15 protein-coding genes are annotated in these 18,586 nt (G+C 73.0%); 7 read left to right on the forward strand and 8 right to left on the reverse strand.

Annotated elements, in window-relative coordinates:
* Positions 1-41: 41 nt before the first annotated feature.
* From ABT147_RS07305 to ABT147_RS07320, 4 genes are all read right to left on the reverse strand, one after another.
* Positions 42-791 (reverse strand): maleylpyruvate isomerase family mycothiol-dependent enzyme, encoded by a 750-nt coding sequence (locus ABT147_RS07305; protein WP_351403209.1) that lies wholly within the window; start codon positions 789-791, stop codon positions 42-44.
* A 173-nt stretch (positions 792-964) separates the two neighbouring features.
* Entirely contained in the window at positions 965-1,948 is a 984-nt protein-coding gene (tgmB, locus tag ABT147_RS07310; RefSeq protein WP_351403210.1) for an ATP-grasp ribosomal peptide maturase, read from the reverse strand.
* Between the two features lie 16 nt (positions 1,949-1,964).
* Positions 1,965-2,156 (reverse strand): putative ATP-grasp-modified RiPP, encoded by a 192-nt coding sequence (gene tgmA, locus ABT147_RS07315; protein ID WP_013005676.1) that lies wholly within the window; start codon positions 2,154-2,156, stop codon positions 1,965-1,967.
* A gap of 232 nt (positions 2,157-2,388) precedes the next feature.
* Positions 2,389-3,768: a HEAT repeat domain-containing protein gene (locus ABT147_RS07320; RefSeq protein WP_351403212.1), complete on the reverse strand. Its 1,380-nt coding sequence runs from the start codon at positions 3,766-3,768 to the stop codon at positions 2,389-2,391.
* 378 nt (positions 3,769-4,146) lie between these two features.
* Here ABT147_RS07320 and ABT147_RS07325 point away from each other — a divergent pair, with 378 nt between their 5' ends.
* From ABT147_RS07325 to ABT147_RS07335, 3 genes are all read left to right on the forward strand, one after another.
* A complete protein-coding gene (locus tag ABT147_RS07325) occupies positions 4,147-5,253 on the forward strand; it encodes an LLM class flavin-dependent oxidoreductase (RefSeq protein ID WP_351403213.1) in 1,107 nt (368 codons plus the stop codon).
* The gene (locus ABT147_RS07330; RefSeq protein ID WP_351403214.1) at positions 5,250-6,650 is read left to right on the forward strand and encodes an NtaA/DmoA family FMN-dependent monooxygenase; all 1,401 of its coding nucleotides are present in this window, start codon (positions 5,250-5,252) and stop codon (positions 6,648-6,650) included. Before ABT147_RS07325 ends, ABT147_RS07330 begins: the two co-directional genes overlap by 4 nt.
* A gap of 240 nt (positions 6,651-6,890) precedes the next feature.
* Complete coding sequence (locus ABT147_RS07335) at positions 6,891-7,871, forward strand: SMP-30/gluconolactonase/LRE family protein (RefSeq protein WP_351403216.1); 981 nt, start codon at positions 6,891-6,893, stop codon at positions 7,869-7,871.
* Positions 7,872-8,193: 322 nt separating this feature from the next.
* Here the strand turns inward: ABT147_RS07335 and ABT147_RS07340 are convergent, their stop codons facing one another.
* Positions 8,194-10,455 (reverse strand): heavy metal translocating P-type ATPase, encoded by a 2,262-nt coding sequence (locus tag ABT147_RS07340; protein ID WP_351403217.1) that lies wholly within the window; start codon positions 10,453-10,455, stop codon positions 8,194-8,196.
* 179 nt (positions 10,456-10,634) lie between these two features.
* Between ABT147_RS07340 and ABT147_RS07345 the strand changes: the two genes are divergently transcribed.
* Positions 10,635-11,567 carry a DUF8832 domain-containing protein gene (locus ABT147_RS07345; protein WP_351403218.1) on the forward strand — a complete coding sequence of 311 codons (933 nt, stop codon included), beginning with the start codon at positions 10,635-10,637 and terminating at the stop codon, positions 11,565-11,567.
* A 71-nt stretch (positions 11,568-11,638) separates the two neighbouring features.
* On the opposite strand, the gene ABT147_RS07350 is transcribed toward ABT147_RS07345, so the two are convergent.
* Positions 11,639-13,138, reverse strand: coding sequence for an amidase (locus tag ABT147_RS07350; protein ID WP_351403330.1), 1,500 nt, complete (start codon positions 13,136-13,138; stop codon positions 11,639-11,641).
* 8 nt (positions 13,139-13,146) lie between these two features.
* A complete protein-coding gene (locus tag ABT147_RS07355) occupies positions 13,147-14,478 on the reverse strand; it encodes an Nramp family divalent metal transporter (protein ID WP_351403219.1) in 1,332 nt (443 codons plus the stop codon).
* A gap of 195 nt (positions 14,479-14,673) precedes the next feature.
* Here ABT147_RS07355 and ABT147_RS07360 point away from each other — a divergent pair, with 195 nt between their 5' ends.
* Positions 14,674-15,678: an Lrp/AsnC family transcriptional regulator gene (locus tag ABT147_RS07360; RefSeq protein WP_351403220.1), complete on the forward strand. Its 1,005-nt coding sequence runs from the start codon at positions 14,674-14,676 to the stop codon at positions 15,676-15,678.
* 45 nt (positions 15,679-15,723) lie between these two features.
* Here ABT147_RS07360 and ABT147_RS07365 read toward each other — a convergent pair whose 3' ends face one another.
* Complete coding sequence (locus ABT147_RS07365; protein ID WP_351403221.1) at positions 15,724-16,524, reverse strand: DeoR/GlpR family DNA-binding transcription regulator; 801 nt, start codon at positions 16,522-16,524, stop codon at positions 15,724-15,726.
* Positions 16,525-16,647: 123 nt separating this feature from the next.
* Here ABT147_RS07365 and ABT147_RS07370 point away from each other — a divergent pair, with 123 nt between their 5' ends.
* Both ABT147_RS07370 and ABT147_RS07375 read left to right on the forward strand, forming a co-directional pair.
* A complete protein-coding gene (locus tag ABT147_RS07370; protein ID WP_351403222.1) occupies positions 16,648-17,538 on the forward strand; it encodes an SIS domain-containing protein in 891 nt (296 codons plus the stop codon).
* Positions 17,539-17,551: 13 nt separating this feature from the next.
* Positions 17,552-18,448 (forward strand): class II fructose-bisphosphate aldolase, encoded by an 897-nt coding sequence (locus ABT147_RS07375; protein ID WP_351403224.1) that lies wholly within the window; start codon positions 17,552-17,554, stop codon positions 18,446-18,448.
* The last annotated feature ends 138 nt before the right edge of the window (positions 18,449-18,586 follow it).

An 18,586-nucleotide genomic window follows, 5' to 3' on the forward strand; every position in this document is an offset into this window, starting at 1 on the left:
GCGCACCCGACAAGGTGATGGACGCATCCGCCGGGCGCGGTTCAGCCGATGCCCGAGGATTCCCGCCACAGCCGCGCGAGTGCGGGGTCGCCTGTGACGGTGGGGAGGGGAAGCCGGTTCCACAGGGACAGGTACAGCCGGGGCGCCGGGCCCGCGATCTCGCAGTCCGCGTCGCCCGCCTCCGGTGTCTGTGACGCCTCCGCGCGTGCCGTCACGGGCGGTTCGGACGACAGCCGTACGGTCCACACGGCGTCCGTGTCGGTGGCCCGCATCCGCAGGACGCGTGGTGTCCCGGTGCGCGCGCGGCTCCTGCCGCGGGCGTGGAAGCCGAGCAGCAGTTCGTCGATGCCGTCGACGGCGAACTCCACGGTGGGCTCGGTGAGTTCGCCGCCGAGCGCGGACTCTGCGTCGGCGCGGTGCACGGCCGTCTCGTGGGCCTGGCGGCGCGCCCAGAAGGCCAGTGGGGACGGGGCGGGCAGGAAGCTCCAGCAGGCGAGGTCGGCGGGGGCGTTCCGCAGGGTGTCGACGAGACGCCGGTGCCCGTCCTCGAACCAGGTCAGCAGCGGATCACCGTCCAGCTCCGGGGCACTCCCGAGAGGCCGGGGCGAGTCGTGTCCCTCGGCGACGAGCGCCGTGGCCCAGCGGTGTACGGCCCCCGTGTGCCGTACCAGGTCCCGGACCCGCCACTCCGGGCACGTCGGCACCTCCGCGTCCGTACCGGCCTTCCGGGCGGCCGCGGCGAGCAGCCGGCCTTCCTCGTCCAGGGTTCTGATGTGCTCGGCAGTCTCCATGGGGTGAGTCTGCCGGATGAAGCCCGCTCGAAGCGCCCGCCCGAGGGGGGAGGGCGCTTCGGTTCACCAGAGGGTCGTCCGTGGGGCGACCGTGGGGCGATCGCGAGCCGTCCGTGAGTCGTCGGGGGGGCCTCGGCGGGTCCTCTGCGGGTCTTCGGCGGGGCGTCAGCGGGTCACGGTGTCGCCCGGATCCGGCCGTCGCGGCGCGTTCCCGCCCCCGCTTCCTCGTGGGCCAGCCACTCGGCGACGCTGTGGGCGATCGGCTGGCCGGTGTCCATCTCCACGAACCCGAACTGGCCGGACTGGTTGCACTCCAGGAACCACCAGATCCCGTCCGCGTCCTCCGCGAAGTCGAAGGCCCCGTAGGAGAGTTCGGCGTCGCGGAGATAGGTGCGCACGGCCGCGGCGGTGCGCGCGGGGACGTCGACCGGCTGCCAGGGCGCGGTGGACGGGGCGAAGCGGACGTCCACCTCGTCGGGGTGCGCGTCCGGGGCGACCGCCTTGCGGGCGGCCAGCATGCGGTCGCCGACGACGGTGAGCCGGATGTCGGCGGTCTTGGCGATCCGGCGCTGCAGCAGCGTCGGGCCGAACGCGACGGCGGTGAAGTCGGTGCCGGGCGCGATACGGCTGGTGGGGACCGTCCGGGCGGGCTCCTGCGGATGGGTGCCCGACACCGGCTTCACCACCAGGTCCGGGAAGCGCTCGGCGAAGTCACGGGCCGCCTGCGGGAACGTGGTGATCAGCGTGGCCGGTACGGGGAGCCCGCAGCGCTGGGCGTGCCGGAGCTGCCAGGGCTTGTGGCGGGCCCGCCGGGCCGCGTCCGGGTCGTTCATCCAGCGGGCGCCCGTGCCGCGCAGCATGCCGTACAGAGCCTGCGAGGACTCCTCGGTCAGCCAGGCCGACGGCTCGGCGACCCCGGCCGCCGGAACACCGGGCCTGCGCAACCAGATGGACCGCAGCCCGCTCATGCTCACCAGGCGCCCCCCGGCGGACAGATGTCCGCGGAAGGAGCCGTGCACGTACTCGCCGGAGAGCGCCACCGCGCCGGGCAGGTCGGCGGGGTCGAGCCGGACCACCGGTACGCCGGTCCTGTGGAGCTGTGCCACCACCAGGTCCGCCGTCACATCCTGTTCGCAGGTGAGGATCAGCACCGTCATCGTCGCCGGTCCGCGTTCAGTCGTCGAAATGGGTCTTCGACCCCGCCGTGGACGTCGTCGCCCCCAATTCCCGCATAAGACCCTGGTCGTGAGCGGCTATCCGCCCGTCGGCGAGCACGTTCAACTGCAGCCCGGAGTCGTAGGTGTACGGAGCGCTGAACTCCAACTGCTCAGCGGCGCGAGCGTAGTTGAGCACGAACAGTCGCATCGTTTCTCCTTGTTCGGGACCATCCGGAAAACCGGATGGTGACGCTCCGGCCGTCCTCTGTTCGGCCGGGTCGCAGTGCCTCCAGGGAGTTATACGAATCGAACGACTGAATGGTTGCCTCATGTTCTCGGAGGGCTGACTTCATGCACCGCGAGGTGTCACGGGGCAACGGTGAGTGGTCATTTCGAGGCCGGGTGACAAGGGGTGAGTGACGGGTGACGAACGCGTGGTGTCAGATCCGGAGCGCTCCGGAGGGGTGGCCGTGGGCGCGGCCGCAGGCGGTGAGGGCGAGGAGCGCGGTGCCCGTGACCCGGGTGTGCGGCCCGAGGGCGCCGGGGTCGACCGAGAGCCGGGCGGCGATGTCGGTGGCGTCGCAGGTGTCGGGGATCCCGAGTTCCTCCCGCACCTGGCGGTAGCGAGCGCCGAAGGCCTCGGCGTCCGAGAGGTCGACGCCGTCGTACATGTCGTCGGGGAGGCCGGCCGGGTGCTGGTGCGGCAGGAGAAAGCCGGACTCGGCCGGATGCGGGGGACCCGTGTCGCCGGCCTCGCTCTCCGCGGCGGCGAACGCGTCGTAGTGGCGCACCACATGTCCGTCCTCGGCGACGCACCAGGCCGTCCAGCCGTCCCCGCAGCTCATGCCGTACCACTGCGCGGTCCCGAACCGGCGGCTGAGGTCGGCGCACCGCCGGCGTACGACCTGCGGCAGGGTCTTCTCCGGGTCGTCCGAGCCCTCGATACGGTGGGTGTTCTCGGACGAGTCGCCGAAGACCAGCGTCCAGCCGTCCAGTTCGGGGCTGACGAAGACGCGTGCGCAGCTCGCGTGCGGGCGGCGGTCCCAGTTGTGGTGGTCGTGGTTCCAGGCCGAGGCTCCCGTCCGCAGGGTGACCGGCTCGGGGTCGCCCAGGCCGAACTCCTCCAGCAGCGCCCGCTGGTCGGCGCCCGGGACGGCGTACCAGGAGCCGCACAGGTGCAGGGGTTCCGGTATCTCGGCCGGCCGCCTGATCCGTGTCAGCCGACGCCACGCGGCGAGATCCCGGTCGCTGATCGCGGCCGGTCCGCCGCCGACCGCCAGCGCCTCCAGGGCCCCGGCGCGGATCCTCGGGCCGGTCGCGGGCCCCAGCCGCAACCGCCGCAGTACGGGTACGGCACGGGGGCCGATCGCCCCGAACGCCACGACCGCACGCTGCCGGACGTCCGGGTCGGGGTCTCCCAGGGACGGCACCAACTGGTCGAGGTAGCCCGCCGCGGACTCGCCACGGTGCTGGAAGACGGACAGCGCGACGACGCGCACCGGGGCGCGGGGGTGCTTCAACAGCGGGCCGTAGACCCCCACATCGGCCACGTCCAGCCGTGCCAGCGCCCACCGGGCCCGCCTGTCCGCCTCGGACGACTCGGCCCGCGCGACCGCCTCCGCCAGTGGACCGAGCGCGGGCTCCCCGATCCTGGTCAGCACGTCGGCCGAGACCGTCCAGTCCACGGGCGACCCCACGTCCACGAGCACGTCAAGCACCGCCGCGACCACGGCCTCCCCCTGCGCCACGAGGGCGTCGCGGGCCGCGCGGGTGTCGTCCCAGGAACCGGAGAGTTCGTCGGTGAGGGCTGCCTTGTCCATGGGCGCGCAGGTTAGCCGGGGCCACTGACATCATGCCCCCGAGTACGGTTCCCCCCCCGTTTACGGTTCCCCCCCGTGTACGGCCCCCGTGTGCGTCCCGCTGTACGTCCCGCGTCCGTCCCATGCACGTACAACTAATGCTCTTGACACCTTCCCGGGCGGACGGCGTAGGTTGAGGTGATCCTTCTCGGACGGGTGGAGGCCCTGATGCGCGTACGTGACGCGGCACCGCACGGTGCCGACGCGGGCGCGTGGCTGATCACCCGGCGGCATGTGGACTACTGCCGTACCGCCTCCGCCGTCTGTCCTTCCGCACGCGTCTGACCCCCGTCGGCCCCCTCGGGCCGGCCGTCTCGTCGTGCCCTCGGAAGGAACCCCATGTCCGGCCCCGCCCTGCGTCTCGCCGTCGAACTCGACGGCGACGGCGCCCATCCCGCGGCCTGGCGCCGCGCCGCCCACTCGCCCGACCAGCTGCTGACCCCGCGCCGGGTGGCCCGTGTCGCCGCCGCCGCGGAGAACGCCGGGTTCACCCTGCTCACCCTGGACGACGGCGCGCTCCCGCCCGGTGCCGCGCCCGACCCGGTCGGCCGGATCGGCGCGGTGGAGCGGGCCGCGTTCATCGCCGCGTCGACGAGTGTCGTCGGTGTCGCTCCGGTCGTCCCCCTCACCTACGCCGAACCGTTCCATGTCTCCAGCCAGTTGGCGTCCCTCGACCACATCTCCGTCGGGTGCGCCGGGTGGGTGGTCGGCGAGGAGACACGGCCCGAGGCGGCACGCGCCTGGGGACGACCCCTCGTCGACGGGGCCGCCGCCCGGGCTCGCGAGTCCCGCGACGGCGTCGACGTGGTGCGCGCGCTCTGGGACTCCTGGGAGGACGACGCGGTCATCCGTTCCGTGGCCACCAGCCGGTACCTCGACCGTGACCGGCTCCACTACGTCGACTTCACCGGCGACACCTTCACGGTGAAGGGCCCGGCGATCGTGCCGCGTCCCCCGCAGGGGCAGGTCGTCGTGCTCGGCCGGCCCGACCAGGTGCCCGCCGAGCAGCTCGACGTCGCCCTCGTCACGGGCCGCGACCTCGCCGCCGTCGCCACGGCCGCCGCCGGCGCCGGGACACCCCGGGCCTTCGCCGATGTCGAGGTCGCCCTCGACACGGCACACGCCACGGCCGAGGAACGCGTCGCCGACCTCGAACAGCACGCGCCCTGGACCGATCGCGGACGGCTGCGCCACATCGGCTCCGCCGCCGGACTGGCCGCGCTGCTGGAACGACTGCGGGGCGTCGTGGACGGCGTACGGCTGCATCCGCTCGTGCTGGACGAGGACCTGCCGGAGCTGTCCCGCCTCGTCCTGCCGCACCTCTTCGAACGGCGGCACGCCGTCCGCCCGCTGCCCGGCGCCTCCCTGCGCACCCACCTGGGCCTGGAGCGGCCCGCCAACCGCTACGCCGTCGCGGCGGCCCGGTCCGGGGAGGAGACCCGATGACCCGCACCGACCCCCTCGACGTCCCCCGGTCGGACGCGAAACTGCACCTCGGCGTCTTCTTCCAGGGCGTCAACCACTGGACCATCTGGTCCGACCCGGCCAGCGGCAGCCAGATCGACCCCGCCAGCTTCCGGCAGGTGGCCCGCACCGCCGAACGGGGCCTGTTCGACGCCTTCTTCCTCGGGGAGGGGCTGCGGCTGCGCGAGGTCGACGGGAAGGTTCACGACCTCGACATCGCCGGACGGCCCGACGCCATCACCCAGCTCGCCGCCCTTGCCGCCGTCACCGACCGGATCGGCCTGGTCTCCACCTCCAACACCACCTTCAACGAGGCCCCCGACCTCGCCCGCCGCCTCTCCGGCCTCGACCTGCTCTCCGAGGGCCGCGCCGGCTGGAACGTGGTCACCACCGACAACGCCTGGACCGGGGAGAACTTCCGGCGAGGCGGCTACCTCGACCACGCCGACCGGTACACCCGCGCCGAGGAGTTCCTGAACCTCGCCCGCGCGATCTGGGACGGCTGGAAGGACGGCGCGGCCTCCGGATCGCCGGGCGCCTCCACCTGGGCGGCGCCCGGAGCGGTCCGCCAAGTCCGCCACCGCGGGCGGCAGTTCGACGTCGACCTCGCGCCCACGCTGCCGCGCAGCCCCCAGGGCCACCCGGTGATCTTCCAGGCCGGCGACTCGGGCGAGGGCCGCGACTTCGCCGCCCGCAACGCCGACGTCATCTTCTCCGCCCACGGCAGCGACTTCGACGACGCGCTGGCCTTCGCCGAGGATGTCCGGGGGCGGCTTTCGGCCGCCGGACGCCCTGAGGACGACCTGCGCATCCTCCCCGGCACGGAGATCATCATCGGGGCCACCGAGGAGGAGGCCCTGGAGAAGAAGCGCTGGATCCGGCTCCAACAGGTCACCCCCGCCACGGCGTTGGGCATCGCCGGGCTCCTGTGGAACCGGGACTTCTCCGACCGGGACGCCGACGGGCCGCTGCCGAAGGAGGACCCGGTCGTCACCGAGAACGACGGCTCGTTCGGCTCCCGGCGCGTCGCCGACCCGCGCAAGGTCGTCGCCGAGTGGCGGGAGAAGGCCGAGGCGGGCGGCTGGTCGCTGCGCGAGACCGTCATCGCCCTCGGCCCGCAGCGCGGCCACGTCGGCACTCCGGCCGGCCTCGCCGACCGGTTCGCCCACTGGGTACGGCACGGCGCCGTGGACGGCTTCAACGTCACGCCGTACCTGATCCCCGACGGCCTCGACGACATCGTCGACCTGCTCGTCCCCGAACTGCAGGAACGCGGCGTCTACCGCACCGAGTACACGGGGACGACGCTGCGCGAACACCTGGGCCTGCGCGAACCCCTCACGCACCGCGCCACGACGGACGGGCCGTCGGCGGGCTGATCGAGCCGCCGCCTCACGACCGGCCCACCCCGCCCCGGGGTGGGCCGGTCGCCGTAGACCGGGCCGGGTCCGGATACGTGGGCCCGCCCCGCTCGGGCCGTCGCGGGGAACCCGACCGGCCGCATGCCGTGGGCCGTGCGGGCGAACGTCCGGCCGTGACTGCCACCGGCGTGGACCGATCCGCCGTCATGTTCGTGTGGCGCCGCCCCCCCGGCGTTCCAGGTCTGCCCGAGGAGAGCCATGCCCCGCCTGCCCCAGCTGCCCGCCGTCGCCGCGGTCACCGCCGCCGTCGCCCTGCTCGCCGCGGCGCCTCCGCCGGACGGCGAGCAGACCGTGTCCCGGCCCCGCATCGTCGCCCACTTCGACATCACGCGGGGACAGACCCCGGAGAACATCGCCCTCGAACCCGACGGCTCCGCCGACCTGACCTTCTCGGTCGCCCGTCAGATCGCCCATGTCACCAAGCAGGGCCACACCCACATCCGCGCGACCCTCCCCGCCGAGCCGAACCCGCGGACCCCCCTCGTCGGCGACGACATCGTGCTCGGAATCGCCCGCGCCCACGACGGCACGCTCTACGTCACCTACGCCACCGGAACCGGCAAGACCGGCGTCTGGCGCGTCGCCCCCGGCGGCCGGCCCCGCCAGATCGCGCAACTGCCGGCGAACGGGCTGCCCAACGCCATCGGCCTCGACGAGCGCCGAGGCGTGCTCTACGTCGCCGACTCGGTGCTCGGAACCGTCTGGCGCGTACCGCAGGCGGGCGGCACGCCCACGGCCTGGGCCACGGGAACGGCCCTCGAACCGGTGCCCGCCTCGGAGGGCGGTTTCGGCGTCGGCGTGAACGGCCTCAAGGTCCACGACGGAGCCGTATGGGTCTCCAACACCGACCGGGGAACCCTGCTGCGCATCCCCGTGCGCCGGAACGGCTCGGCGGGTGAGGTCGAGACCAGGGCGACCGGCCTCGGCGGAATCGACGACTTCGCATTCACCGGACGCGGAAACACCGTTCTCGCCGCCTTGGTCATCAGCAACGAACTCGCCCTCGTCCGCCCGGACGGCACCCACACCGTCGTCCTCACCCAGGAGGACGGGCTTTCCAACCCGACCTCCGTGGCCGTACGCCACCGCACGGTCTACGTGCCCAGCGGCGCCTTCTTCACCCTGCGGGACCCGAACCTGCTCCTCGCCCGCCTCGGCGAGGGGGGTCACGGAGGGTGACCGTCCGTGGTCCCGTCCACCGAATCGCTCGGCACCTTTCCCCGCATGTTTTCCGCCATGACTCCTGGTGCCTTTAGGCCCTTTGATCGCTTGATTCCCTGACGGAATTATCGCGGTCTGAGCCATGGAATTCGCCCGACAATGATCCGGAAACCCCGCGTGAATACGTGGACTCCGTGATGCCTCCGCGGAACTGCCCCGGTACAAGCCCTTTCCCGCTGATCCGCTGTGTTCTCAGAAGGCGGCCGGGGCGCGGCCGAGGGTGTCGTCCGGATCGGTGTTCCTGGGTGGACTCGGATTTCAGCCGGCTCAAGAAGTCGACTCAGCCGGCCGCCCGGAACGTCCGCAGCCGCAGGGAGTTGCCGACGACGAAGACCGAGGAGAAGGCCATGGCCGCCCCGGCGATCATCGGGTTGAGGAGGCCGGCCGCCGCGAGGGGCAGGGCGGCCACGTTGTAGGCGAAGGCCCAGAACAGGTTGGACCGGATGGTGCCGAGGGTCCGGCGGGCGAGCCGGATGGCGTCGGCGGCCACGCGCAGATCGCCTCGTACGAGGGTCAGGTCGCCGGCCTCGATCGCGGCGTCCGTGCCCGTCCCCATCGCCAGCCCCAGATCGGCCTGGGCGAGCGCGGCAGCGTCGTTGACACCGTCACCGACCATGGCGACCGAACGGCCCTCGCCCTGGAGCCGCTTGACGACGTCGACCTTGTCCTGCGGCAGCACCTCCGCGATCACGTCCTCGGGCGCGATCCCGACCTCGCGGGCGACGGACTCGGCCACGGCCCTGTTGTCGCCGGTCAGCAGGATCGGGGTGAGGCCGAGCGCGCGCAGCCGGGTGATCGCCTCCGCGCTGGTCTCCTTCACCGCGTCGGCGACTTCGAGGACCGCGCGCGCCTCGCCGTCCCAGGCGACCGCGACGGCCGTACGGCCGGACGCCTCGGCCTCGGCCCGCGCCCGGGCCAGGCTCACCGGCAGCTCCATCGCCCAGTCGGCCAGGAGCCGTTCGCGACCGACGAGGACCGCGTGGCCGTCGACGATGCCCTGCACCCCGAGGCCGGGCACGTTCGCGAAGTCCTCCGGCGTGGGCAGTGAGCCGAGCCGCGCCAGCGCACCCTCGGCGACGGCACGCGCGACCGGGTGCTCGGAGGCGTGCTCCAACGCGCCCGCCAGCCGCAGGACTTCGGCCTCGTCGGTGCCGTCGGCGGGGTGCACGGCGAGCAGGGTCATCCGGCCGGTGGTGACGGTGCCGGTCTTGTCGAGGACGATGGTGTCGACCCTGCGCGTGGACTCCAGCACCTCCGGGCCCTTGATCAGGATGCCCAGCTGGGCGCCGCGCCCGGTGCCGACCAGCAGCGCGGTGGGCGTGGCGAGCCCCAGGGCGCAGGGGCAGGCGATGATCAGTACGGCGACGGCGGCGGTGAACGCGGCGGTGAGCCCCGCGCCGTTGCCGAGCCAGAAACCGAGGGTGCCCAGGGCGAGGGCGATCACGATCGGTACGAAGACGGCGGAGATCCGGTCCGCGAGCCGCTGGGCCGCGGCCTTGCCGTTCTGCGCGTCCTCCACCAGCCGTGCCATCCGGGCCAGTTGGGTGTCGGCGCCGACCCGGCCGGCCTCGACGACGAGACGGCCGCCCGCGTTGACGGTGGCCCCGGTGACCGGGTCTCCGGCCACGACCTCCACCGGCACGGACTCGCCGGTGAGCATGGAGGCGTCCACGGCGGACGAGCCCTCGACGACCGTCCCGTCGGTGGCGATCTTCTCGCCGGGACGCACGAGGAAACGGTCGCCTACCTTCAACTCGCCGACGGGAACAGTCTGTTCGCCGCCGCCGGGCGTCAGGAGGGTGACGTCCTTCGCGCCCAGCTCCAGCAGCGCCCGCAGCGCCGCGCCCGCCTTCCGCTTGGAGCGGGCCTCGAAATAGCGCCCGGCGAGGATGAAGGCGGTCACCCCGGCCGCGGCCTCCAGATAGATGCTTCCGGCGCCGTCACCCCGGACGATGGTCAGCTCGAAGGGATGCGTCATGCCCGGTGTGCCCGCCGTTCCGAAGAACAGCGCCCACAGTGACCAGCCGAACGCGGCCAGGGTGCCGACCGAGATGAGTGTGTCCATGGTGGCGGCGCCGTGCCGGGCGTTCGTCCAGGCCGCGCGGTGGAAGGGCCACCCGGCGTACGTCACCACGGGCGCCGCCAGCGTCAGGGACAGCCACTGCCAGTACTCGAACTGCAGCGCGGGGACCATGGCCATCGCGATGACGGGGACGGCGAGGACCACCGCCGTGATCAGCCGCTGCCGCAGCGGCAGCAACTCGTCGTCCACCGCCCCGCCCGTGCTCTCGGGCTCGGCCCGTGCGGGCGGCGCGGGTTCCTGTGCGGTGTAGCCGGTGGCTTCGACGGTGGCGATCAGGTCCCGTACGGAGACGTCGTCGCCGTAACTGACCTTCGCTTTCTCGGTGGCGTAGTTGACCGTGGCCGTGACGCCGTCCATGCGGTTCAGCTTCTTCTCGATACGGGCCGCGCAGGAGGCACAGGTCATACCGCCGATGGAGAGCTCCACCTCGGCGGCCGGGCCGGTCCTGGTGATGGTCATGGCAGCTCCTCGTACGTCGTGGGCGGCTTGCGGACCGGATACCGGGTGGGGGTATCCTCGTCGCCAGATCCTGTATACCCCTGGAGGGTATCAGGGGCAAGTCGCTCGCCCCGCTTGACTTCATACCCCCTGGGGGTATCGTGAGCTGTGTGAAGGCCCCGGACCCGAAGGAGACGGCCATGAACACCGGACTGAGGATCACCGCGTTCGCCGCGGCGCTGGCCGCGACGTTCGGCACCGCCTACGGCGTCGGCAAGGGCGTCGACTCCGTCGTCGCGGAGAGCGCGGACACGGCGGAGAGCGGGGAGAACACGCCCGCGCGCCACGACAGCCACACCGAGGAGTCACCGGATCCCGGCGAGGGCGAGGGCGGCGAGGGCGGGCACGCGTCGGCCCCGGCCGGCGGACTGCAGATCTCCGAGGGCGGCTACACGCTCGATCTGAGGACGCCGGGCGTCACCGCAGGTCAGCGGGCTGATCTGCGCTTCGTCATCCGGGACGAGGACGGCCGCGCCGTCACCGCGTTCCAGCGCGAGCACGACAAGGAACTCCACCTGATCGTCGCCTCACGCGACCTGGTCACCTATCGCCATCTGCACCCCGTCCGCGCCGCCGACGGCACCTGGAGCACCCCCGTCGACCTGCCGAAGGCGGGCGGCTACCGCGTCTTCGCCGACTTCACCCCGGCCGGGAAGAACGCCGAGAACCTCACGCTCGGCGCCGACCTCGCGGCCTCGGGCACCTACAAACCGGAGAAGCTCCCGGCGCCGAGCGACACCGCCGAGGTCAACGGCTACGAGGTCGAGCTGAGCGGCGGCCTGCGCCCCGGCGCCGCGACCGAACTCGAGCTCAAGGTCTCCCGCGACGGCGGCCCCGTCACCGACCTCCAGCCCTACCTCGGCGCGTACGGCCACCTGGTCGCCCTCCGCTCCGGCGACCTCGCCTACCTGCACGTCCACCCCAACGGCGAGCCCGGCGACGGCAAGACCCGTCCGGGCCCCGACATCTCGTTCACGGCCACCGCCCCCAGCGCCGGCACCTACCGCCTGTTCCTCGACTTCAAGCACGAGGGCAAGGTCCACACGGCGGCGTTCACGGTCCGCGCCCCGTAAAGGGGCGCGGGGAACTGCGCGACCAGCCCCCACCGGCCCGCGGGTTCGTCACCGAGCCCTCCGCGGAACTCTCAGACGTCGGCCATCACCACCGAAGGCCGCCGCTCCCCGACCCGCGTCACCCGCTCGAACGCGTACCCCGCCTTCAGGACCGACCAGTCCCGCCGGTGCGGCCCCACGATCTGCAGCCCGACCGGCAGCCCCTCCGGCGTGAACCCGGCCGGGACGGACAGCGCCGGGCACCCCGTGACGGAGATCAGGTACGCCGAGCGCATCCAGTCGAGATAGGTCTCCATCGGAACGCCGTCGACGACCGTCGGATACGCCAGCCCGATGTCGAAGGGCGCGACCTGACTGACCGGCAGCAACAGCAGGTCGTACCGCTCGAAGAACTCCCGGACCCGGTGGAAGAGGGCGCCCTGCAGCGCCTGCGCACGGCCGAGGTCGGGGCCGCCGAGCCTGCGTCCCTCCTCGATGTTCCAGATCACGTCCGGGGCCAGCCGGTCGCGGTGCTCGTCCAGCAGCGGCCCGTAGGAGAGCTCCACCTGCCAGGCGCGCTGGGCGAGGAACACCTCGTCCGCGCCGGTGAGGTCCGGGCAGGCCTCCTCGACCTCGCAGCCCAGCGCGGCGAACACCTCGGCCGCCGGGCCCAGCGCGTCCCGTACCTCCGGGTCGACGGGCACCCGCCCGCCGAGATCGGGCGACCAGGCGATCCGCAACCCCCGCAGCCCGCCGTCGAGTTGCCACGCGAAGGTGGAACCCGGCGTCTGGAGGGAACGCGGGTCGCGGGGATCCGGACCGGCCATTACAGACAGGGCCAGGGCGACGTCCGCCACGGTCCGGGCCATCGGCCCCTTCACCGACAGCTGCCCCCAGGGCGCCTTGTCGGGCCAGGACGGCACCCGGCCGGGGGAGGGGCGCAGCCCGACGACGTTGTTGAAGGAGGCGGGATTGCGCAGCGAGCCCCCGGTGTCGCTACCGTCGGCGAGGGGCTGCATCCCGCAGGCGAGGGCCGCCCCCGCCCCGCCGCTGCTGCCGCCCGCGCTGCGGGAGAGGTCGTACGGATTGCGCGTCGCCCCGAAGACGGGGTTGACGGTGTGCGAACCCAGGCCCAGTTCGGGGACGTTGGTCTTGCCGAGGGTGATCGCCCCCGCCTTCCGCAGCCGCTCCACGACCAGATGGTCATGGTCGGGCACCCGGTCGGCGAAGATCGGCGAACCGGACGTCGTCCGGATGCCCGCCGTGTCGTGCAGGTCCTTGTGCGCGACGGGCAGCCCGTGCAGCGGGCCGACCGGCTCCCCGGCCGCCATCCGGTCGTCCGCCTCGGAGGCCTGCTCCAGCGCCCGGTCGGCCACCAGCGTCACGATCGCGTTCACCGCCGGATTGACCCGCTCGATCCGTTCCAGATGGGCGGTCACCACCTCCCGCGCGGAGATCTCACGGCGCGCCAGCGCGACGGAGAGTTCGTACGCGGTCCGGAAGCACAGGTCGTCCGTCGGATCCGCGTCGCCCGTCGGATTGACGGGGTACTGCACGGGATGGTCGACGAGATGGTTCACGGAGTGGTTCACGAGGTGGTTCACGCCCCTCCCAGGGAGTCCTTGAGCTGGACGGCCGCGAGCACTCCGAAGAGCGCGAAGGAGCCGCCCAGCAGTACGTTCGAGGTGATGCGGTTGCGCAGCGCCGGCTCCACGCTGCGGCGGTTGAGCAGTACCAGCAGCGCGCCGGAGAGCAGGGGCAGGATCAGCGAGCCGACGGCGGCGTAGGTGAGCACCAGGGACACCGGCCGGCCCATGAAGGTGACGGCGACCGAGGTGACGGCGCAGTAGAGGACGAACAGCCGGAACGGGCGCCCGTTCTGCGCGATATGGGGTTCGGCCTCGGCGTCCGGGATGCCGCGCAGCGCCCGCAGCGAGTCGGCCATCATGTAGCACAGGCCGTTGAAGCCGCCGACGAGCGCGCTCAGCGTGACGAGGAAGAACGTCCCCAGGAACAGCACCCGCGCCACCGACCCCAGATCGGCGCCGAGCGGATCGGCGAGTGCGGCCAGCCCGTCGCTGCCGGTGATGCTGCCGCCCGTGCCGTACAGCAGGCCCGTGCCCACCACCGTCGTGCACAGCACGAACAGGAAGGTCACGCCGTAACTCACCGCCGAGTCCGCCCGCATGAGCCGCAGCCGGCTCCGGTCCGCCCAGCCCTTCTCCCGCACCCAGTAGCTGTACGAGGCGATCCCGGCCGTCCCGCCCACACCGCCGACCAGCGCCAGCACGGTCACCACGTCACCCTCCGGCAGCCTGGGACGCAGCGTGCCGAGCAGCCCGGGAAGATCGTCGGCGGTGGCGAGCGTGGCCACCGCCAGGACGGCCATGCCGAGGAACTTGGCGAGCATGAACACGCTCATCACCCGCTCGAACACCGTGTACCGCCCGACGTACACGATCGCCGCCGACAGCAGCGCGATCCCGATGGCGACGGGCCTGACCGGCAGTACGGGGAACAGCGTCGACAGCGCCAGGGACGCCACCGAGCTGAGCGCCGCCCCGTAGAGCAGCCCGATCACCAGCACGAAGAGCATGAACACCAGCGGCAGCCAGCGCGCGGCCGACTTCAGGCTCACGATCACGGTCTGCCCGGTGGCCAGATACAGGCGGCCCACCGCCTCGGTGAGCGTGTACTTCAGGACGACACCGATGACGATCGCCCACAGCAGCGCCATTCCGTACCCGGCGGCGCCCGCCAGTGACGTCACCATGTCGCCGGCGCCCACACTCGCGGCGGCCAGCACCAGACCGGGACCGAGGAGCGCCAGGCGGCCCCGCCGGGCGACCGCGGGCGGGAGCGGTGCCGGAGCGGGGGAGTCGGCGGCCGGGGAACGCGGGGGACTGCCGGGAGTCAGCGTCACGTCAACCATCTCCGTACATCGGGGAGTTACGGGAGCCATGGGTTCGTGCGGCGGGTGCGGGCCGAGGGGGACGTGGACGCGCCCCGCACGGCGGGGAGACCGTGCGGGACCCTGCGGTTCCACTTCACGGCAGGCTGGTCCACGGCGACGGAAGGGAACAAGAACCCCTGCGGAGTTGACGGAATCAGCCATAGGCTGGGACCGATGGACGCACCGCAGACCGGGCCCGTGACGGATTCGCTGGACCGGCGCATCATCAGCGCGCTGCAGATCGACGGCCGGGCCGCCTGGCACCGCATCGCGGCGGCCCTCGGCGAGCCCGAGCGCACGGTCGTCCGCCGGGGCACCCGCCTCCTGGAGGCCGGCCTCGTACGGATCGGGGCGATGGCGATGCGCGGCCGCAGTGTGGTCGTCGGCGTCCGCTGCGCCCCCGGTCGCGCCCGGGTCACGGCCACCGCGCTGGCCCGCCGCCCCGACTGCGTCTACGCCCATGTCCTCACCGGCACCCCGGACTGCCTCGCGGAACTGCGCTGGCCCCGCGAACGGCTGGCGGGCCTGGTCCTGGACGAACTCGCCGGTCTGCCGGGCGTGGTGGAGACCCACACCCTCCCCGTACTGCGCCACGTCCGCACGATCCGCGAGTGGCACGCGGGCCTCCTCACCGACACCGAGATCGCCGCGCTGAAGGGCGAGGACCCCTCCGACACCTCGTCGCGGCCGATCACCGATCCCCTGCCGGCCTGCGGGACGTCACCCGAACTCACCCGCGCCGACCGGCTGTTGCTGCACGCCCTCGCCGAGGACGGGCGCCGCACCTACGACGAACTCGCGCGTGTCTCGGGCGTGTCGGAGGCCACCGCGAGACGCCGACTCGGCGCGTTACGGCGCGAGGGCAAGGTCCGCATCCGCGCCGTGATCGAACCCGCGGTGCTCGGCCTGCCGATCGAGGCCGTCCTCTGGGCCCGCACACCCCCGGCCAAGGTCGACTCCGTGACCACGGCCCTCGCCGAGTCCGCCCACGTCCGCTACACCAGCTTCGTCACCGGCGAACGCCAGCTCCTGATCCTCACCGCGTTCCCCGACGAGAACGCCCTGCACGACTTCGTCACCCGCTCCCCCTGGCTCCCCGAGGTGACCTCGATCGACGTCTCCCTCGTCCTCACCACCCTGAAGCGGGGCGGCCTCCTGGCCCCCTGGCTCCAGGACTGACACCCCTGGCACCCCCGGCACACCCTGGCACCACAGTCACCGGCCTCAGACGGTGACGACCCGCACCCCGGCCTCCTCGAAGCCCCGTACCGTCTCGGGTGCGGCGGCCGAGTCCGTGACCAGCGTGTCCACCGACTCCGTCGCACAGATCCAGGCGAAGGCCCGCCGCCCCAGCTTGCTGGAGTCGGCCGCGACCACGACCCGCTCGGCCCGCTCGCACAGCAGCCGGTTGACGGCGGCCTCCGCCTCGTCGTGCGCGGCGGCGCCGTGGACGACGTCCAGGGCGACCACGCCGAGGACGGCCAGATCCAGAGTGATCCGGTCCAGCACGCCGTCGGCGAGCGGGCCCACGAGCTCGTACGACTGGGCGCGGGCCACCCCGCCCGTCACCACGATCTTGAACTGGGGGCGCACGGCCAGCTCGCTCGCGATGTTGAGCGCGTTCGTGACGACGGTCAGCGCGGGCGCGCCGGAGGCCACATCCCCGCGTACGGCAGCCAGATCGCCCCGTACGGCCAGGGCCCGCGCCACCTCGGTGGTGGTTGTGCCGCCGGTCAGGCCCACCGCCTCGCCGGGGGCGACGAGATCCGCGACCGCCTTCGCGATGCGCTGTTTCTCGGTGGCCCGACGCGCCGTCTTGTAGCGCAGCGGCAGCTCGTACGAGACGCCGTGCACGACCGCCCCGCCCCGGGTGCGGACGAGCATCTGCTGCTCCGCGAGCTGGTCGAAGTCACGCCGGATCGTCGCGGCGGACACCCCCAGCTCGGCGGCCACCTCCTCGACCTCCAGCCGTCCGCGCTCGACGAGCAGTTCGAGCAGGGTCTGCCAACGGGCGTCGCGGGACATGGGCCCTCCTCTTGCGCGCGGATGCGATGGTGGTGGCTGTCATGATGCTTGAAGATGCTCGATAGGTGACTATATCTTGCAGAAACAAGCATGAGTCGGGTGTCTCCTGGGGAGGGTGACCGCATGACCCACGTCGAGGACGAGCTGAACAGCCAGCCCGAGTGCTGGACCCGCGTCGCCGCCGAGGCGGACGGACACGCCGGGGTCCTGCCGGCGCCGGGGGAGCGGGTGGCGTTCGTCGGCTGCGGGACGTCGTACTTCATGGGGCAGGCCGCCGCCGCGCTGCGTGAGCGGGCCGGTCAGGGGGAGACGGACGCCTTCGCGGCCTCGGAGTTCCCCCACGGCCGGGCCTACGACCGGGTCGTCGCCCTCACCCGTTCCGGCACCACCACCGAGGTGCTGGAACTGCTCGGCGCGCTGCGGGGCCGTACGCGCACGACGGCGATCACCGCCGACCCGGACACCCCCGTGATGACGGCCGCCGACGATGTCGTCGTGCTGGACCACGCCGACGAGAAGTCCGTCGTCCAGACCCGCTTCGCCACCACCGCCCTCACCCTCCTCCGCGCCCACCTCGGTCTGCACACCGAGGCCGCCGTCGCCGACGCGCGCACCGCGCTGGCGGCACCGCTGCCCGAAAAGCTCGTCGGCGCCCACCAGTTCACCTTCCTCGGCCGGGGCTGGACCGTGGGCCTCGCGAACGAGGCCGCGCTGAAGATGCGCGAGGCCGCGCTGGCGTGGAGCGAGGCGTACCCGGCGATGGAGTACCGGCACGGCCCGATCAGCGTCACCACCGGGGGGACGGCGACCTGGATGCTCGGCGAGGCACCCGAGGGGCTGGCCGAACAGGTGCGGGTGACCGGTGCGGTGTGGGTGGCCGGCGGTCTCGATCCGCTCGCCGAACTGGTCCGCGCCCAACGCCTCGCCGTCGCCGTGGCCGCCGCCCGCGGTCTCGACCCGGACCGGCCGCGCCACCTCACGCGCTCGGTGATCCTCGACTCCGACACCCGCTGAACCAGGAGGAGTTGTGCCGCTCACGACCACCGGGGAACTGATCACCGGGGCCGCCTCCGCGCACTCCGCGGTGGCCGCGTTCAACGTCATCACCCTGGAGCACGTCGAGGCGGTCGTCGCGGGCGCCGAGTCCGTCGCCGCGCCGGTCGTCCTCCAGGTCAGCGAGAACGCGGTCGGGTTCCACGGCGGGGACCTGTTCCCGCTGGCCCGCGCCGCGTCCGCCGCCGCCGAGCGGGCCGCCGTGCCCGTCGCGCTCCACCTCGACCACATCCAGAGCGACGACCTGCTGCGCCGGGCCGCCGACGCCGGATTCAGCTCCGTGATGTACGACGCCTCCCGCCTGCCCTACCTGGACAACCTCGCCGCGACCCATGCCGCCGTGGAGTGGGCGCACGGCCAAGGGCTGTGGATCGAGGCCGAGTTGGGCCGGGTGGGCGGGAAGGAAGCGGCGCGGGTCGGCGGCAGGAACGGCTCGGCGCCGCTCGACGCGCACGCGCCCGGCGCCCGCACCGACCCCGACGAGGCGCGGGCCTTCGTGGCCGATTCGGGCGTGGACGCGCTCGCGGTCGCCATCGGCAGCTCGCACGCGATGACCACCCGGACCGCGGCCCTCGACCACACCCTCCTGAAACGGCTGGCCGCCGCCCTGGAAGTGCCGCTCGTCCTGCACGGCTCCTCCGGCGTCCCGGACGACGAACTGCGCGCGGCCGTCACGGGAGGCATCGCCAAGGTCAACATCGGCACCGCGCTCAACATCGCCCTCACCGGCGCGGTCCGGGAGTTCCTCACGGCCCGCCCCGAGGTGGTGGACCCGCGAAAGTACCTCACGGCAGGGCGGGCGGCGATGACGGAGACGGTGGCCCGCCTCATCCGGGTCCTGCGGACGGAAGACGCCGTTCCACCTGCCTAGGCCGACCGTACGAGCCCGACGGGAGCCCGCACAGGCCCGAACGGGAGCCCGTACAGGCCCGAGCGGGAGCCCGTACGTGCCCGTCCCGCGTGGGAATGTGACCGTCTTGCGAAGCGCGACGTCCGGGCTCGGAGTGTG

The organism is Streptomyces sp. NPDC001868, from assembly GCF_040297125.1.
Classification (GTDB): Bacteria; Actinomycetota; Actinomycetes; order Streptomycetales; family Streptomycetaceae; genus Streptomyces.

Bases quoted from the DNA above. Each gene is read 5' to 3' on its own strand.
- ABT147_RS07305 (WP_351403209.1), bottom strand. From the start codon at position 791: ATGGAGACTGCCGAGCACATCAGAACCCTGGACGAGGAAGGCCGGCTG.
- tgmB (WP_351403210.1), bottom strand. From the start codon at position 1,948: ATGACGGTGCTGATCCTCACCTGCGAACAGGATGTGACGGCGGACCTG.
- tgmA (WP_013005676.1), bottom strand. From the start codon at position 2,156: ATGCGACTGTTCGTGCTCAACTACGCTCGCGCCGCTGAGCAGTTGGAG.
- ABT147_RS07320 (WP_351403212.1), bottom strand. From the start codon at position 3,768: ATGGACAAGGCAGCCCTCACCGACGAACTCTCCGGTTCCTGGGACGAC.
- ABT147_RS07325 (WP_351403213.1), top strand. From the start codon at position 4,147: ATGTCCGGCCCCGCCCTGCGTCTCGCCGTCGAACTCGACGGCGACGGC.
- ABT147_RS07330 (WP_351403214.1), top strand. From the start codon at position 5,250: ATGACCCGCACCGACCCCCTCGACGTCCCCCGGTCGGACGCGAAACTG.
- ABT147_RS07335 (WP_351403216.1), top strand. From the start codon at position 6,891: ATGCCCCGCCTGCCCCAGCTGCCCGCCGTCGCCGCGGTCACCGCCGCC.
- ABT147_RS07340 (WP_351403217.1), bottom strand. From the start codon at position 10,455: ATGACCATCACCAGGACCGGCCCGGCCGCCGAGGTGGAGCTCTCCATC.
- ABT147_RS07345 (WP_351403218.1), top strand. From the start codon at position 10,635: ATGAACACCGGACTGAGGATCACCGCGTTCGCCGCGGCGCTGGCCGCG.
- ABT147_RS07355 (WP_351403219.1), bottom strand. From the start codon at position 14,478: ATGGTTGACGTGACGCTGACTCCCGGCAGTCCCCCGCGTTCCCCGGCC.
- ABT147_RS07360 (WP_351403220.1), top strand. From the start codon at position 14,674: ATGGACGCACCGCAGACCGGGCCCGTGACGGATTCGCTGGACCGGCGC.
- ABT147_RS07365 (WP_351403221.1), bottom strand. From the start codon at position 16,524: ATGTCCCGCGACGCCCGTTGGCAGACCCTGCTCGAACTGCTCGTCGAG.
- ABT147_RS07370 (WP_351403222.1), top strand. From the start codon at position 16,648: ATGACCCACGTCGAGGACGAGCTGAACAGCCAGCCCGAGTGCTGGACC.